Source organism: Paenibacillus durus, from assembly GCF_000756615.1.
GTDB classification, from domain to species: Bacteria; Bacillota; Bacilli; order Paenibacillales; family Paenibacillaceae; genus Paenibacillus_AQ; species Paenibacillus_AQ durus.
This window is the reverse complement of sequence record NZ_CP009288.1, coordinates 5438206-5454965: the sequence shown is the minus strand read 5'-3', so window position 1 is coordinate 5454965 and position 16760 is coordinate 5438206. Positions and strand designations below refer to the sequence as shown.

Below are 16760 nucleotides of genomic sequence, written 5' to 3'. Positions count from 1 at the left end.
TAAGTTAATCTGCATGGTAGGAGACGAAGAACGTCCCGATCCATTCCACCGAATGGGCCGGGGCGTTCTTTGTCATTCGCCTGGCCTGCATGCTCGCCCGCCCCCTTCGCCCCATCGATGTGGAGACCCATTTGAGCATCAACCATCGCACAGCCGTTCGAATGCTGCAGGCACTCGCGGGAAGGGTTGGTTTGCCGCCGTAACCGGAGCGACGGGCAAACATATGGTGCGGTACGAACTGCAGCGGGGCGCGATGAACCAGATGATGCAGAAAACCTGAAATTGTACATCTTTTGTCTGCCTTAGAACTTCACTGAATAGCATGCCTGCCAAAATACAGTTTCTTGCCCGTTTAACCTCAAATGCAGTCGGCACAGCCTTAAATTCCTGCACAATCAGAGGCTTTTCCTGCTGACAAACCCTTCTGATCGAAAAAACCTGCACTCAAGCAGGCTTGCAAGACGCTGAACTAAAAATCATAACCAACTTAGATCCCCTCTATGGTGGAGCTTTTCGATTCTGAACAGCTTGCTTCTAAATGACTGGCCGTAGGTGATTATCCTAGCTGGTTTGACTTCTACTCTTTACAATGATTCTAAACAAGGGTATATTTATAGGGATCATTCAAAAAAATGAATAAATCATCGTTTTATGGAGGAGCCTGTCACCAAGGGCTCCTTTTTGCTATTTTCAGGACTTTTTAGTGAATTTTAAAGAAGACAAGGAGCGGGTAATCCATGGAATTTATTCTGACCTTATTGCTGATTCTGCTGTTCACTAAGCTCGGCGGGCATTTGTCGGCGGCTCTCGGCCAGCCGTCGGTTCTCGGCAAACTGATTGTGGGCATCGTGCTTGGTCCGGCGGTGCTGGGCTGGATTCAGGATGGAGAATTTATTCACTATATGTCTGAAATCGGCGTGCTGCTGCATCACGGGGCTTGAGACGGACCTGGATCAGCTTCGGCGGAACTGGAAGTCGTCTTTTGCCGTGGCGGTAGGGGGAATTATTCTTCCGCTGTTTGGCGGAATGGGGATTGCGGAGATGTTCGGTTTTTCTTATTCGCATGCCCTGTTTATAGGGGCGATTCTTAGTGCAACCTCCGTCAGCATTTCGGCCCAGGTGCTTAAAGATATGAACAAGCTGAATTCCCGGGAGGGCTCAACCATTCTGGGAGCGGCCGTCGTCGACGACGTTCTGGTCGTTATTCTGCTAGCGGTGCTGATGAGCTTCTTCGGGGAGGGAGAGTCGGTGTCGCTGGGCCTCTTAATCGGTAAAAAGCTGCTCTTCTTCGCTGGAGTCATCCTCGCCGGCTGGCTGATTGTCCCCCGAATGCTCAAATGGCTGTCTCCCCTTAAAGTGACGGAAGCGACCATCACCACAGCGTTAGTCATCTGTTTGGCGTTCTCCTGGTTCGCCGAATGGACCGGAATAGCCGGTATTATCGGCGCGTTCGCCGCCGGGCTGGCCGTCTCGCAGACGGCTTTCAGGCAAACGGTAGAACATAAGGTAGAGCCGGTCGCTTACGCTGTGTTTGTTCCTGTCTTTTTTGTGAGCATCGGACTGAATGTTTCCTTTGAGGGGGTAGGCAGTCAGATCGGCTTTGTGATCATCTTGTCGCTCGCGGCGGTGCTGACCAAGCTGATCGGCGGCGGACTCGGCGCGCGTCTGACGGGCTTTGATACCCGTTCCTCGGTGGCGATCGGTTCAGGCATGATATCCCGGGGCGAGGTCGCACTGATCATTGCGGCCACGGGACTTCAAAGCGGACTGCTGCTGCCGGAGTATTTTACTTCCGTTATTATTGTTGTAATCGCGACAACGCTGCTCACCCCGCCGATGCTGAAATACGTCTTTCGCGAGCCGGTGAAACTGGACGAAGGGGAATAAAATATCCTGTATAGCGTTTCCCCGTCCTTTGGTTGGGGGCGGTATCGGTCCCAAGGCTGAGTTTCGGACCCGCCGCCCGACTGTTTTAAGTCTTTGTGAAAATATCTAAACTTGATAAAGAGAGAAGTAAGCACAAATAAATCTGGAACATCTAAGCTTCAACAATACTGGGGAGTGGAAGGAGAAATGATCAATGACATGGTTGACAAAATGGTCGTTTGGCAACAAGGCGGCCACAGGGCTGCTGATTGTGATGGCGCTCATAGTGGGAGTGATGAGCTATACCTCACTGCCGATGGAGTTCTTGCCGGAGGCGGATAGTCCGCAGGTGACAGTAACGGCACTTGGTCCTGGCCAGGATACGCATGCGATGGAGGAGCAGGTGACCAAACCTATCGAGAATGCTCTGGCAATGGTCAAAGGCAAGACGGAGATGACGTCCACCTCGGGAAACGGCTACACCAAAGTGGACATTAATTTTGACTCCAAGACGAATATGAAGGATGCCGCGCAGGAGGTGCAGAAGGCGGTCGATGCGCTGCAGTTTCCTCAGGGAGTAATGCGGCCGTTCGTTCTTCAGTTAAATACCTCCATGATTCCGGTAGCCTCGACTACTCTTTCATTCGATGAAGGAATAACTGAACAGAACTTGAAGATGGCGGAGACGGAGATTATTCCCAAGCTGCAAAAGATCGAGGGGGTTGCGAACGTCGCGTTCTACGGCAAAACTGCGCCGCAGGTAACGGTCAAACTTGACCCGCGGCTTATGGCGGAAAAGAAAGTATCCGTCCCGCAAATTACCGGTCTGCTTCAAGGCCGGAACGTATCGGCTTCCGTCGGGGAGCAGACGATCGGCGGCCAGACGGGCAGCGTTAATGTCGTTTCTTCCATTGACAGTGTCGATACCTTGAAACGCCTGCCTGTTTCGCCCGGAGTGACTCTTCAGGATATCGCATCGGTTCAGGTGAAAAGTGATCAGGAAAGCGTCAGCCGCTCGAACGGTAAGGATGTGCTGTTCATGGTGGTGACGAAGGAAGCCAATGCCAACGCGGTCGATGTCGGGAATAAAGTCAAGGATGCAATAGCGAACATTAATTCGACCGTAAAAGGCGCGGAAGCCGAGATAGTATTCAGCACCTCGGATATGGTCGTTGATTCCGTAAACAGCATGATGCGTGAAGTGCTGCTCGGCGCTCTGTTTGCGACCATTGTCATTTTGATATTCCTGCGCAATGTGCGGGCAACGCTCGTGACAGCCGTTTCCATTCCACTGTCGCTGGCCGTTACCTTATATCTGCTCGATATTTCAGGAATCACGCTGAACGTTATCACACTCGGCGGGGTAGCCGTTGCGGTCGGCCGTCTGGTTGACGACAGTATCGTGGTTATCGAGAACATTTACCGCAGACTGCAAAAGGAGCCCTTCTCCATTGACATGATGATCAGCGCGACGAAGGAGGTTGCCCGGGCGATAACGTCCTCGACGATTGTCACTGTCGCCGTCTTCCTGCCGATAGGTCTGCTGCGCGGCAGTATGCAGGCGTTCCTGCTGCCTTTTGCGTTGACCGTTACTTACTCGCTGTTGACGTCGCTGGTGGTCGCGTTGACTGTCGTTCCGCTGCTGAGCTCTGTGCTGCTGCGGAACACATCCATGAAAGAGCATGAGCCGTCCAAGCGGTTCCAGCGGTTTCTTAAGTGGAACCTGAACCATAAATGGGTGCCACTGTTGCTGGGACTGATCATTCTGGTAGCTTCAATCACCGCGTATATGAGCATGCCCAAAGGGGCGCTGGATGCTTCGGATGCGAGCAGTGTCGCGATAGAGCTGAAATACCCGAATGATACGCCGGTCGCGGAGGTTCTTGAGCAGGGGAAACGGCTGGAACAGGAAATTATGAAACAGCCTCAAGCGAAGACGGTAATCATGCAGTCCGGGAACAGTACCGATGCCGCTAAATGGGGCAATCTATCCTCGCCTACCGTGGTCAACTACACAGTAGTAATGAAGGAAAATGCCGACGCCCAAGCATTTATCGATAAAATCCGGGGTCTGCAAAGCAGCTATGCCGGAGCAAGCCTGGCGGCCAACGAAGGCGCCATGATGGGTCCGAGTTCGACCAATGAGTACATTGATATTACCGGAGATGACCTGTCCAAGATTACCGCTGCGGCGGATCAGGTTATGGACAAGGTGAAGACGATTGACGGCATCCAGAAAATATCCAGCAACATGGAGGATACGAAGCCGGTCTTTGCCTTCAAAGTGAACCCGGCGCAGGCCAATGCGCAGGAAATATCGATGCAGTTGGCCGGTATGCTGAATCCGATGCCGCTGGGTCAGATGGAGCTGAACGGTTCTTCGGCTGCGGTCGTATTATCTCCACTCGCTGAGCCTAAATCGCAAGCGGACCTGCAGGGCATCACGCTGATGACTTCCACGGGGCCTAAGCAGCTGTCGCAGCTGGCGAAGCTGGAGGTTCATAACGAACCGGCCATGCTGTACCGCAAGGATGGCAAACCTTATGCGCGTATTACTGCCGAAGTCGATCCGAAGAAAGTTTCCGAAATCGGGGCCTCGATCAAAAAAAAAACCGGCAGCATCAAGCTGCCTGAAGGTGTAACCCTCGTATCAGGCGGCGCATCCGCCGACCAGGCAGGTGATTTCAAGGATCTCGGAATGACGGCGCTCATTTCCATCGGTCTTATCTATCTGATCATGGTGATCACGTTCAAGACGCTTCGCGCACCGCTGGCGATTATTTTCTCGCTGCCGCTGGCAGCCATTGGAGCCGTTATCGGTCTGCTGGTATCAGGTGTGACCCCCGACTTCACCGCTATATTTGGAGCGCTGATGCTGATCGGAATTGTAGTTACGAACGCCATTGTGCTGATTGACCGCGTCAAGCATAACGAGGAGCATATGAGCATTCGCGAAGCGCTGCTCGAAGCGGCGGGAACGCGGATGCGGCCAATACTGATGACCGCCATTGCGACCATCTGTGCAATGCTGCCGCTGCTGTTCGGTCATCCCGAGCAGGGCAGTATCGTCTCGCAAAGCCTGGCGATTGTCGTTGTCGGCGGCTTGACCGCCGCCACGGTGCTGACGCTGGTTATAGTGCCGGCCATTTACGAGCTGTTCTACTTCCGCAAGTCGGCGAAGCAGCGCAAAAAAGCATTGAAACAAGCGGCGTAATTCGCTGCTAAGCATAATTAGCATGGGTATGGGCAGGCGGCTGCCGTGCTGAATGAAGAAAGAATTACTTGTGGAGCGATGGTTTCCCGGTACTTTACCCGGAGAACCATCGCTTTATTTTTGCGAGAAAATATCCTTACTGCATGAGGGTGTGAGCACGGGGAACAGTTTTCCAAAACGGACAGCGCGCCGGAACTCGGACTTTGTTCATTAATATTACGAGGAGGGACTTTCGGGATGCGGCTTTACTGGCGTTAAGGCTCAATGCAGGCGGCAGCTACTCCGGAAGTTTCCCAGCCGGCCAACAACTGTTCCATGTCCTTTGCGGCGAGCGGCTTGCTGTACAGATAACCCTGGATTTTGTCGCAGCCCTGCTCCTGCAAATAGGTCAACTGGTCCGATCTCTCTACTCCCTCCGCAATTACACACATCTTCATCCGTTTGCCGATCATCAACATTTGTTCGAGCAGTATCGCATGATTCGTGTCCGCTGGAATGGAGTCAATAAAGGACTTGTCAATTTTTAAAGTGGAGATCGGCAGATGGGTCAGATAGCTTAAAGAAGAATAACCTGTCCCGAAATCGTCAAGCGCAATGTTCTTGTCTCTCAGTTCGTTCAATTTGGCGCTGACATGCTCGTAGGATTCGATCAATATGGACTCGGTAATTTCCAGTTCCAGGCAGCCTGGCTTAAGACCGGAAGATTGCAGCGTACCCAGCACCAGCTCATTAAAATCGGTTTGCAGCAGCTGCAGCATCGAAATATTGACGGACATTGTCAAATGTCCGAAGCCCTGCTCGTGAAGCTTCTTCAGGAACGCACAGGCTCTGCGTAAAACCCAGCTTCCGAGCGGAATAATCAAATGCGAATCTTCGGCCACTTTGATAAATTTGAATGGAGAGACATTTCCCAATTCAGGGCTGTTCCAGCGCAGAAGGGCTTCCAGACCGGTCACTTTATTCAGTGCCAGATCCACTTGAGGCTGATAGAAGAGTTCAAACTCATTTTGTTCCATTGCGGTATATAACAACTTCTCAATGTTCATTCTTTCGGTAAATGTGTCATTCAGGGGATTATCGAATACGACAAAATTGCCTTTGCCCGCCTCTTTCGCCTTATACATGGCAATGTCCGCCCGTTTGACTAGCTCCATAATATCGCTTCCATGATCAGGATAGAGACTGATTCCAATACTGCTGCTGATGTGCAAGAGACTGTTGTCGATGACGACCGCCTCTTTAAGTCCGGCAAGAATGCGGGCCGCCATCATGTCTGCATCTGCCTTGTCCTTAAGGGAATGCAGCAAAATAATGAATTCATCGCCTCCGAACCGGTAAATAACCCCTTGATTTCCCACGATGGAAAGCAGTCTTTCACTTGCATTAACAATGAGACGGTCTCCGAAACCATGACCCATCGTATCGTTAATATATTTAAAGTTATCGATATCCACAAACATTAAGGCGGCAGTTCCGTTTGAGTCTGCAAGAATATTTGCCGCGTTCTCGTACAAGTCCAGTTTGTTAGGGAGATCCGTCAGTACATCGTGGTAGGCTAGATGCTGCATTTTTTCCTCGCTCTCGCTGAGCTTGCGCTGATTCTCGATTAACTGGTCGTACTGCTGCCTCAGCTCCTCTTCTGTAGCTGTGATTTCCTCGTATGCGGATTCGAGGTTTTCATGGGTGTTCATCAGATTTTTATACGATACCTCTAAATCTTCCTCCACCTTCCTGATTCGCTTAAGTGTTCCTAGAATAAGGATAAAGATCAGAAGTGCCGTCACCAAAACAAAGAACCATCCTTTGATCATATTTATCATGGAGATCAATTCGGCACTATTTGTGAGAGCTGAAACCGCTCTATCGGTTAGGAGAATCCATAAACATCCGACGATAAAGTAAATACCGGCAATTCTGGAGGCCCCGAGCAGAGGACTGAAGGTATAGGTATTCATAGGCTCCGGCTTGATTTCTTCCTGCGAACTTCTTCTGAATGTAGTGGAGCTAGGGGTACTTTTACTGTTGTTTTTTCGCAGCATATTGCCCTCCATAATTAAAAAAACGATATCAACGCATTTGCTGCTAAAAATTCGCCATTTTCATTCGGAATCCTCTATTTTCCATTCTTTTTTTCATAAATTCGACGGTATATCCTGAGCGCAAAAAAGAGACAGGCAAAAGACGGATGTGCGCAAATATGCGCGTCATCGTCCTTTGCTCTGTCCCCTGTACCTGAAAAATTACCTCGTCCCGGGCTGTGAAACGTCCGGTATTTCATCATAGGCCCCAAAGTCCGCATTCTGGCAGCTATTGTTCGGTTCTTATCGACTTCATAAAAGACTGAATCACTTCAAGAAATTGGTCTGGCGCTTCAAAATGGATGGAGTGGCCGGCTTCCAAATGAACAAGCTTCGTGTTCGGTCTTCGGGCGGCCATCTCCTCCGCCTGCTCATATGACAGGCATGTGCTCCGCATACCGTGCAGAAGCAGAGCGGGACAATCAGTCGCGAGCCAATCGTCCCAATGTTCGCCGTTCAGATGGCTCTGGGAGACCGCCATATCTTCAGGGATAAAGGGCAGTCCCCAACCGTTCTCATACTCCCGCATTGAGTAAGCGAAGACCGGGCCGAGCCGCCCCAGAGCAGCAATCAGCGCTGCCTTCGTCGGCGCTCGCCGCGGCCACTGGCCCGCAAAGCTCAGGTCGTCGTTCACGACCGCACCGATATCCTCGATAATCAGCGCACGCACCCGCTCCGGACGGCGGGCCGCCAGCCGGTAAGCGACGACTCCTCCGAGAGAGTGGCCAAGCAGTACGGTCTCATCAATGCCAAGATGATCGAGCACGGCCAGCGCATCGTCGACGTAGCGTTCGTTATCGTAGCTTACAGGGCGCTCCGATTCTCCGTGCCCCCGCTGGTCCAGCGCGATAACGCGGTATTCACCGGCCAGCGCCCCGGCCAGCTCCTGCGCGAACAAGCCTTCGTTCATATGGCCGTGCAGGGCAAGCAACGGAAATCCGCCGCCCCCAAAGTCGATATACGACAGGGCTGTATCAGGACCTTCAAAGAATTTCCGGGTATAGCCCGCTGCAACAGAGTTCCTTTTGTGATCGGCCATCATATTATTCCTCCTTGTATCCGTATCCGGTTCAGTAAAGGTCGAACATGCTCACGTCATAGCCCAGTTCCTTCATATAATTGAAGAGCTGCGCCCGGTGATGCTGGGCATGGGTGACGATTTCGATCAGCCATTTGGCCTGCACGGAACCATGCTCCAGATAGAACGGCTTGGTGGATTTGTGCAGGAAGTCTTCTTCGCTCAGTCCCTCCATGTACGCTTTCAGATCCTGAAAGCCTTTGTCCATCCATGCCGACAATTTTTCCGAAGCGCTGTCCTGATTAATCTCTTCTTCCATCCGCCGGATTTCCGGCTGCCCGTGTTCCTGTAGAATCAGCAGATCAACTGAAGGAACGGATACAAGATGCTGGGCCAGTTCCAGCAGGGAACGCATATTTTCCAGGGGACGGTAATCCCGGTGCTCCGGGGAGATTTTAGCAATCAGCTTGGACGAGGTCCGGACGATATGCTCCAGTTCTGCAAACAGCAGACCTTTCAATTCACTTACGGCTTGCATAAGCTCACACCTTTCGGATTTATGGATTTGGCCGACGGCGCATCGCAACCGGATCGTTCATTGAGAAAGCGAGGGTTGCGGCATTCGGCGCTTCTATGCTTCATTTTTCATTGTAGATTATAATAGTGACAAGTATTGTCATAAAATAATAGAAAGATTCCAGCTCAAATGCGAAAAAGGAGGCCACCGCCCATGTCCAAATACGAACACCGGGACACCATGTCCAAATCGAAACGGCTGCTCGAGCTGATGCTGACCGTCAACCGGAAGAGGAAGTTTACCGTCAAGGAGCTTGCGCAGGAGTTCGGCGTGTCGGCGAGGACGATATTAAGGGATTTGCAGGAGCTGGGCGAACTGGGCGTTCCTTTGTACTCTGAAGTGGGGCCGCACGGGGGCTATCAGGTGCTGAACGAACGGATTCTGCCGCCCATCGCTTTTACCGAGGAGGAGGCGGTTGCTCTTTTTTTCGCGTGCCACGCCCTGCGCCATTACTCTTTTATTCCCTTTGAGACGGAGGCATCGTCGGCGCTGAGCAAATTCTATCATTATATGTCCGGAGACGTGCGGGACCGGATTGACCAGATGAAGAACCGGGTGGATTTCGTCATTCCGGCCAGGCAGGCGGAGTCTCCCTTTCTGTCTTCTTTGCTTGATGCGTCTGTAATGCAAAAGGTCTTGCGAATCGGATACAAATCGCAGGAGAACGTTTCGGTCCGGGACATTCAGCCAATCGGTATTTATGCCAGCAGCGGCCTGTGGTACTGTCCGGCGTACTGCTTTCTGCGCGGCGGCGTGCGGCTGTTCCGGTGCGACCGGATGATGAGCGTGGAGGAGGGGGACCCCGAAATAAAGCCGCTTGACCTGCGCAGCATTCATCTAGACAACTGGGAAGACTCTTTTTCGGAAAAAAGCGAGTATACCCGCTGCCGCGTTCAACTAAGCGAGGAGGGGGTACGGGTGTGCGAAGCGGAGCTGGGACGGCGGGGGCTGCTGCGGGTTCGGGAAGACGGAACCGGCTGGATTGACGGCGATATTCCGAATAGTGAAATACCTTACTTCGCCAGATTGTTCATCGGCCTTGGGAGCGACGCCGAGGTCCAGGAACCGCCGGAGCTGATCGACTGCATGAGGGCGAAGCTGAAGGAACTGCTGGCTAAGTATGACGCGTAAAGTTAATAGGCAGGGAGCATAACCCTCTCTACCCTATAAAAAATCCCCCTTGATACACCCGGTGAAAAAGAGCGACCGAATGTTCAAGAGGGACTAAGATTGTGTTAATGCCGCACTGCCGCCCGCTTATCCGCAGGAACAGTTTAGTACGGGCTTCCGCGCAGCCTGCGTCTCGTCAAGACGGCTGATTTCGGTAGTATGCGGCGCGTTCAGAACGATTTCCGGCGTCTCCTTAGCTTCCTGTACGATTCGGATCATCGTCTCGATGAAGCCGTCGAGCGTTTCCTTGCTTTCCGTCTCGGTCGGCTCGATCATGATGCACTCCTCGACATTGAGCGGGAAGTAGACGGTCGGCGGATGGTAGCCGAAGTCGAGCAGGCGTTTGGCGACATCGAGCGTGCGGACGCCGTAGGGTTTCAGATTTTTGCCGGACAGGACGAATTCATGCTTGCAGATGCCGGGGTAAGGCACCTCAAAATGCGGCGCGAGGCGGCTCAGCATATAGTTGGCGTTCAGCACGGCGTTCTCCGACACCTCGCGCAGTCCGTCCGGACCGTAGGTGCGGATGTAGGTGTAGGCGCGAACGAGAATGCCGAAGTTGCCGTAGTATGCCTTCACCCGGCCGATCGACTGCGGGCCGCCTTCTTGAAGCGAGTAGCTGCCGTCTTCCGCTTTAGCCACGGTGGGACCGGGCAGGAACGGAGTCAGCTTCGCCTTGACGCCGACCGGACCAGCGCCCGGGCCGCCCCCGCCGTGCGGTGTGCTCATCGTCTTGTGCAGATTAAGATGCACAACGTCGAAGCCCATGTCGCCCGGGCGGGTGATGCCCATGATCGCGTTCGAATTCGCGCCGTCATAGTAGAGCAGGCCGCCCGCTTCATGCACGATCTTGGCGATTTCGACAATCTGCGTCTCGAACAGGCCGAGCGTGCTTGGGTTGGTCAGCATGAGTGCCGCAGTGTCGCTGCCGACCGCATGCTTCAGCGCCTCCAGATCGACCATTCCCTGTTCATTAGAAGGAATGGTCACTGTCGTAAGACCGGCCGCCGAAGCGCTGGCCGGGTTGGTGCCGTGCGAGGAGTCCGGGACGATGACCTTGGTCCGGACCTCTCCGCGGGCTTCATGATACGCGCGGATCATCATCAGTCCGGTCCATTCGCCATGCGCGCCGGCGGCGGGCTGGAGCGATACGGCGTCCATGCCGGTCAGCGCAGCCAGGTCGCTTTGCAGCGTGTGCATCAGCTCCAGTGCGCCCTGGATGCTCTCTTCCGGCTGGTACGGATGGATCTTCGCGAATCCCGGGAAGCGGGCAACATCTTCGTTGATCTTCGGATTATATTTCATCGTGCAGGAGCCAAGCGGATAGAAGCCGTTGTCGACGCCGAAGTTGCGGCGGGACAGAGCGGTGTAGTGGCGGATGACATCCACCTCGGACACTTCCGGAAGCGCAGCCGGCTGCTTACGCAGCAGCTCGGCTGGAATCAGCGCATCCAGACCTTCCTCCGCCGGCACATCGCATTCCGGCAGAGAGTAGGCGGCACGTCCGGGACGGCTTAGTTCAAAGATAAGGCTTTGTTCCGGTTTCATAAACAGCCCTCCAGTACGCTTGCAAATTCGTCGATTTCACTCTTGCTCCGTTTCTCTGTGACGGCAATCAGCATATGGCCGGAAAGCTCCGGGTAATCCTTGCCGAGATCATAGCCGCCGAGGAAGCCTTTCCCGAGCAGCTTGGCGTTTACCGCGCCAGGATCGCTGCCCTCCGGCAGCTTCAGCACGAATTCATTGAAGAACGGGGAGGAGAAGGCGACCTTAGCACCTGGAATAGCCCCGAGCCGGGATGCGGCGTAATGGCTCTTGCGGATGTTCAGTCCGCCGACCTCGCGCATGCCTTCCTTGCCCATGACGGACAGGTAAACCGAAGCGCAGAGCGCGAGCAGCGCCTGGTTGGAGCAGATATTCGACGTCGCCTTCTCGCGGCGGATATGCTGCTCCCGGGCTTGAAGCGTCAGCACGAAGCCCCGCTTGCCGCTGCGGTCGACCGTCTGGCCGACGATGCGGCCGGGAATGCGGCGCATGAGATGCTCCGCGACCGCGAAGTAGCCGCAGGTCGGACCGCCGAGCGAGGCATTGATGCCGAGCGGCTGAGCGTCGCCGACGACAATGTCGGCGCCCAGCTTGCCCGGCGTCTCGAGCACGCCGAGGGCGAGGGGGTTCGCGCTGACGACGAGCAGCGCCTTGGCGTCATGCGTTAGTTTCTCGATGGCGGCCAGGTTCTCGATGCACCCGAAGAAGTTCGGGTACTGCACCAGCACCGCCGCCGTGTCGCCGTCAATCGCCTGCGCCAGCAGCGCAAGATCGGTGACACCGTCCGTGCTGCCGACCTCGGCGATTTCAAGGCCGAGTCCGGCTGCGGACGTCTTCAGCACCTGCCGCGCTTCGGGATGGACCGCGCTGCTGACGACGATCTTCTTGCGCTTCGCGGCGCCCGAGGCCAGCACCGCCGCCTCGGCCAAAGCCGTTGCGCCGTCATACATGCTGGCGTTGGCGACCTTCATGCCGGTCAGCTCGCAGATGTACGACTGGAATTCGAAGATCGCCTGCAGCTCGCCCTGGCTGATCTCCGGCTGGTAAGGCGTGTAAGCCGTATAAAATTCCGAACGGGAAATGACATGGTTGATGACGACGGGGACATGGTGATCGTAGAGACCCGCGCCCAGAAAGCTGATGTGGCTGTCGAAGTCGGCGTTTTTGTCCGCCAGACGCTTCATATGCCGCAGCAGGGCGTATTCGTCCAGAGCTTCGGACATGGGCAGCCGGCCCTTGTAGCGCACGGCTTCGGGAATATCGGCGAACAGTTCCTCCACGGACTGAATCCCGATTTCCGCCAGCATTTCGCTGCGGTCCTGCTCGGTCATCGGCAGATAACGATGCTTCATTTACGGATTCACTCCTTGGCTCATTAATTATGAAGCTGATTAATTATAAAGCTGATTAATTATAAAGCTGATTAAATAAATAGGTTATGTCCTGCACATGCAGGTTCTTAACGGCTTTTTTTGTAGAAAGGAGCTTTCACGACGGCGGCTTTAAGCCGCTTGCCGCGAATTTCAACTTCCAGTTCTGTTCCGATCTCGCCGTACCGGGCATCCACCAGGGCAAGCCCGAGGTTCCGCTTCAGCGTCGGCGACTGCGTGCCGGTCGTAATCTCACCGATCCGCTGTCCTCCTGCATAGACGGGATAATGCGAACGCGGAATGCCCCGGTCGATCATTTCGATTCCGACCAATCGGCGGGGAATACCCTGCTCCTTCTGAGCCTTGAGCGCATCGCGGCCGATAAAATCTCCCTTATCCAGCTTCACGAAGAAGCCGATTCCGGCTTCCAGCGGCGAGATATCCTTCGACAGCTCCTGGCCGTACAGCGGCAGCTTCGCTTCGAAGCGAAGCGTGTCCCGCGCGCCGAGACCCGCTGGCGTCAGCCCGTGGGCGCTGCCCGATTCGAGCAGCCCGTTCCACAGCTTCGCCGCAGCTTCTACAGGAGCATACAGCTCGAAGCCGTCTTCGCCGGTATAGCCTGTGCGGGACAACAGCACTTCCACGCCGCATACTACCGCCTGTTCCACGAAATGGAACGGCTTCAGACCGGCCAGCGGCACATCGGTGACTTCGCTCACGATTGCTTCCGCATGCGGCCCCTGAACCGCCAGCAGCAGCGTTTCTTCCGACTGGTCCGTAAGCTTTACGCCGCTCTCCGGCAGATGGTCCTGAAGCCACTGGAAATCCTTGCCGATGTTGGAGGCATTGACGACCAGCATGTAGCGCCCTTCGCCCAGACGGTATACGAGCAGGTCGTCAACCGTACCGCCGTCCGGATAGCAGAGCAGCGAATACTGCGCCTGGCCGTCCGCGAGCTTGCTGACATCATTAGTCGTCATATGCTGCAGATACGCCTCGGCGGCGCTGCCCGTCACCATAAATTCGCCCATATGCGAGACATCGAATAGTCCAGCCCGGCTGCGCACCGCTTCATGCTCCTTCTGGATGCCGGTGAACTGGACTGGCAGCTCCCAACCGCCGAAATCAATGCTTCTGGACTCCGGATATGCGGAGTAGAAAGCGAAAAAAGGCGTTCTTTTCAAAGCATCCATATTGTCACTCCCCGTGTTTTTAATATCTAAGACTTTTTATGCTGCGCGCGTATCGTTTGGTCTTAGATTTCTACGAGAAACGGACTTTGTCCTTAAAGGACGGCGTGAGCCGTTTCTTCTTGTCCTACAAAGTGAAGCTTGCCCCTATAGACATCTTCCGAAACCTTACAGGGGGACGTCGGCCTCTCTATTTTTGCAAGCGCAAAAAGGGACAGGCGAAAGACGCATTTGCGCAACCTATGCGCGTCATCGTCCTTCGCTCTGTCCCTTGTACCTGAAAGTTACCCTGCCCCGGGCTGTGAAGTCCGGTATGTCAGCATGAGCCGCTGCTTGCCGTATGGCTTGGCGTCCTATGCCGAATGCAGGTTTCCCCGTTGGTGACCGTATGCTTATGAAGCTCCGGTGCTCTCCAGAGATGCGTCCGGCAGAGGTCCTTTTGCCTGAGAGATTCACCTTGGGTTAAGGCTTACTCCTTCGGCGCCGTCCTTGCAGGACAGTCTCTCCCTGTGCCATCATTCGCAGTTGTATGTGATTATTCTCACTCCATTAATACTGGAATCCCACCCCGATGTCAACACAATTTGATTAAAACCGGACGAAATTTATTTTCTTGTCACATATATTGACACCCGATAAGGGCATAACTTAGTCTATAACTAATTTATGACTCCCAATGACGAAAAGAGGCGGCTAACGAAAATGAGTGAAGTGCTAGACAATCTCCGGTACAGCGAAGAGCATGAATGGGCGCAGCAAGGAGAAGGAAAAATCGTGCGTGTCGGCATTACCGACCATGCTCAGCATCTGCTTGGCGACATCGTATTCGTGGAGTTTCCTGAAATCGGAACGAATATCACCGCCGGGGACAGCGTCGGCAGCATTGAATCGGTCAAGACCGTATCCGAATTATATTCTCCGGTATCGGGAACGGTGACGCGGGTCAACGAAGCGCTGGAAGACAGCCCCGAGCTGTTGAACTCTCAGCCGTACGGCGGTGGCTGGATTTACGAGGTGGAAGTCGAGGGGGACTACGCTTCGGCTACTTCCGGACTGCTGGACTCGGCGGCTTATCGTGAGTTGGTCGGCGAGTAATCACAAGCCGTAACATCGGATTGTTGGGCATGGGTATCCTGCCTAAAGCGCTCTTTTATTCGGCATTCTTGGCGGTTGCTTGGAGATCTCATACGCGCAGATAGCAGCGAACCGGGATTGGCAGGCCCCAGACGGCGGATTTATCCTCCGGCTGGGACCTGCTTTTTTGCGGTTATTCGGGTCGGCATGAAATGCAAAATTCAATGCAAGCCGCTATGCGATTTTTTGCAAAATGCTTGAGTTTTTAAAAGGGCTACGGAACCTTTCCAAATCCCCGCAGGCCTCTAGAGCTGGAAGTCATGCTTCAAGCCTTGCAGGAAATTCCTGAGGGCGGGGTGCTAGCGTGTGGGGAATCCGGCGATTCCCTTGTAGATTGAAGGTGCGATATGCCAGAAGACGGATAACAGATACAAGCTGACACCTGCAAAAATAATCCCCAGTCCTAGAAGCCTTCCTATTTTCCAGCCCGTTCGAGCGGGAGGGGAGAGAACGAACAGGTAGACCGCTGCGGAGTAAAAAGGGAACAGCGCTGCGGCCGTCATGGCAGTGCTCATCTCAAAAGTGATCTGGGCGGCGGAGATTGGAATCATGGCGTCCGGATAGCTGACCGGATCGGCGAAGTACAGCACACCGAGAAGCGGCAGCCAGGCAGCCAGCACATGAACCGGGAAAGCCGGGATTTTATTCGAACTGTTCAGCGCGCGCAGCATCCACCAATAGCCACACCAGACAAGGGCGTACAAGGCGCCAAAGGCTAGAAAATAGCTCCTTATCATCGTCAGTCTCCAGCCTGCGGGTGTGCCGGAAGGGATATCCCAGAACAGGTGGGGAGAGAACAATAACGTAAAGCCTCCGAAAATCGTGAGAAACATTAAGAAAAAGACTTGAAAAACCAGGCTAATGAGCGGCATCCCAATCCCATTCCACACCGTCAGCCATTTTTTTGGATCACGTAAAGCGCGGACAAGAGAAGCCATGCTGCAATCATCTCCTTTGCTTACTCTTTTCCACGTTATGATATATTTCCCTTCTGCTGTATCCCGATAATATGATGAAATTTGATGATGAAATTTGGCTTCGCTTTAAAATCAGTGCTTTGCGATGTGACTCAGCAGCAGATGACGGTATATAAGAATGCCTTTCGGCCAGCTGAGGATGCCTTTTCAGTAGCTCAACAAGCGGGACAGCTGTTTACTCCCGAGGCATTATCCCATCAGCAGCGGCAGGCAGCGGCAGGCAGCGGAGAAGCGGAGAAGCGGAGAATACCTGCATTGGTACATCTTTTTTCCGCACAACTCCCCTCCTAACTCATTTCCTACGAATCTGCAGGTATTTCTCAACCCTTCTTCTTATTCCGGCGTTCAAGACTCAAATAGATGCACATTTGCAACCTTTTCGTCTTCCCGGGCGAAATTCATCAAGAAAACCTGCAGATTTTCAGGAAAACCTCCTGTTCCGCCTGAACAATGACACGTTGTCCCATCTTCTTCTTTCCGGACGAGACTCACCAATAGAACCTGCAGATTTACAGGAAAAAACCTCCTGTTCCGCCTGAATAATCGGACTCGGTGTCCCATCCTATGCGCAGCAATGAACGCATGAGCGAACAGCCGCGCCCGCATGGAATCTGACCCCTA

At 53.8% G+C, this 16760-nt stretch carries 11 protein-coding genes, 1 pseudogene and 1 riboswitch; of the genes and pseudogenes, 5 read left to right on the top strand and 7 right to left on the bottom strand.

Going from position 1 to position 16760, the window contains the following annotated elements; all coding sequences use genetic code 11:
* The first annotated feature begins 737 nt into the window (after positions 1 to 737).
* A pseudogene (locus tag PDUR_RS24060) lies at positions 738 to 1887 on the top strand (cation:proton antiporter).
* 193 nt (positions 1888 to 2080) lie between these two features.
* A complete protein-coding gene (locus tag PDUR_RS24055) occupies positions 2081 to 5080 on the top strand; it encodes an efflux RND transporter permease subunit (RefSeq protein ID WP_042208490.1) in 3000 nt (999 codons plus the stop codon).
* A 254-nt stretch (positions 5081 to 5334) separates the two neighbouring features.
* Here the strand turns inward: PDUR_RS24055 and PDUR_RS24050 are convergent, their stop codons facing one another.
* The 3 genes from PDUR_RS24050 to PDUR_RS24040 form a co-directional block, all read right to left on the bottom strand.
* Positions 5335 to 6864 carry a putative bifunctional diguanylate cyclase/phosphodiesterase gene (locus PDUR_RS24050; RefSeq protein ID WP_233277597.1) on the bottom strand — a complete coding sequence of 510 codons (1530 nt, stop codon included), beginning with the start codon at positions 6862 to 6864 and terminating at the stop codon, positions 5335 to 5337.
* 523 nt (positions 6865 to 7387) lie between these two features.
* Positions 7388 to 8200: an alpha/beta fold hydrolase gene (locus tag PDUR_RS24045; protein WP_081949638.1), complete on the bottom strand. Its 813-nt coding sequence runs from the start codon at positions 8198 to 8200 to the stop codon at positions 7388 to 7390.
* Between the two features lie 28 nt (positions 8201 to 8228).
* On the bottom strand, positions 8229 to 8714 hold the full coding sequence (locus tag PDUR_RS24040) for a DinB family protein (RefSeq protein ID WP_042208489.1): 486 nt from the start codon (positions 8712 to 8714) through the stop codon (positions 8229 to 8231).
* A gap of 219 nt (positions 8715 to 8933) precedes the next feature.
* On the opposite strand from PDUR_RS24040, the gene PDUR_RS24035 reads away from it, so the two are divergent.
* On the top strand, positions 8934 to 9884 hold the full coding sequence (locus tag PDUR_RS24035; protein ID WP_042209664.1) for a helix-turn-helix transcriptional regulator: 951 nt from the start codon (positions 8934 to 8936) through the stop codon (positions 9882 to 9884).
* A 126-nt stretch (positions 9885 to 10010) separates the two neighbouring features.
* Here the strand turns inward: PDUR_RS24035 and gcvPB are convergent, their stop codons facing one another.
* From gcvPB to gcvT, 3 genes are all read right to left on the bottom strand, one after another.
* A complete protein-coding gene (gcvPB, locus tag PDUR_RS24030; protein ID WP_042208488.1) occupies positions 10011 to 11471 on the bottom strand; it encodes an aminomethyl-transferring glycine dehydrogenase subunit GcvPB in 1461 nt (486 codons plus the stop codon).
* Entirely contained in the window at positions 11468 to 12820 is a 1353-nt protein-coding gene (gcvPA, locus tag PDUR_RS24025) for an aminomethyl-transferring glycine dehydrogenase subunit GcvPA (protein WP_042208487.1), read from the bottom strand. The genes gcvPB and gcvPA overlap by 4 nt, the downstream gene beginning before the upstream one ends.
* Before the next feature lie 107 nt (positions 12821 to 12927).
* Positions 12928 to 14031, bottom strand: a complete 1104-nt coding sequence (gcvT, locus tag PDUR_RS24020; RefSeq protein WP_042208486.1) for a glycine cleavage system aminomethyltransferase GcvT — start codon at positions 14029 to 14031, stop codon at positions 12928 to 12930.
* A 418-nt stretch (positions 14032 to 14449) separates the two neighbouring features.
* Positions 14450 to 14547, bottom strand: a riboswitch (glycine riboswitch).
* A gap of 183 nt (positions 14548 to 14730) precedes the next feature.
* On the opposite strand from gcvT, the gene gcvH reads away from it, so the two are divergent.
* Positions 14731 to 15123, top strand: a complete 393-nt coding sequence (gcvH, locus tag PDUR_RS24015) for a glycine cleavage system protein GcvH (RefSeq protein ID WP_042208485.1) — start codon at positions 14731 to 14733, stop codon at positions 15121 to 15123.
* Positions 15124 to 15461: 338 nt separating this feature from the next.
* Here gcvH and PDUR_RS24010 read toward each other — a convergent pair whose 3' ends face one another.
* A complete protein-coding gene (locus tag PDUR_RS24010) occupies positions 15462 to 16100 on the bottom strand; it encodes a hypothetical protein (protein WP_042208484.1) in 639 nt (212 codons plus the stop codon).
* Between the two features lie 84 nt (positions 16101 to 16184).
* Between PDUR_RS24010 and PDUR_RS24005 the strand changes: the two genes are divergently transcribed.
* Positions 16185 to 16430 carry a hypothetical protein gene (locus PDUR_RS24005; protein ID WP_042208483.1) on the top strand — a complete coding sequence of 82 codons (246 nt, stop codon included), beginning with the start codon at positions 16185 to 16187 and terminating at the stop codon, positions 16428 to 16430.
* Positions 16431 to 16760: the final 330 nt, after the last annotated feature.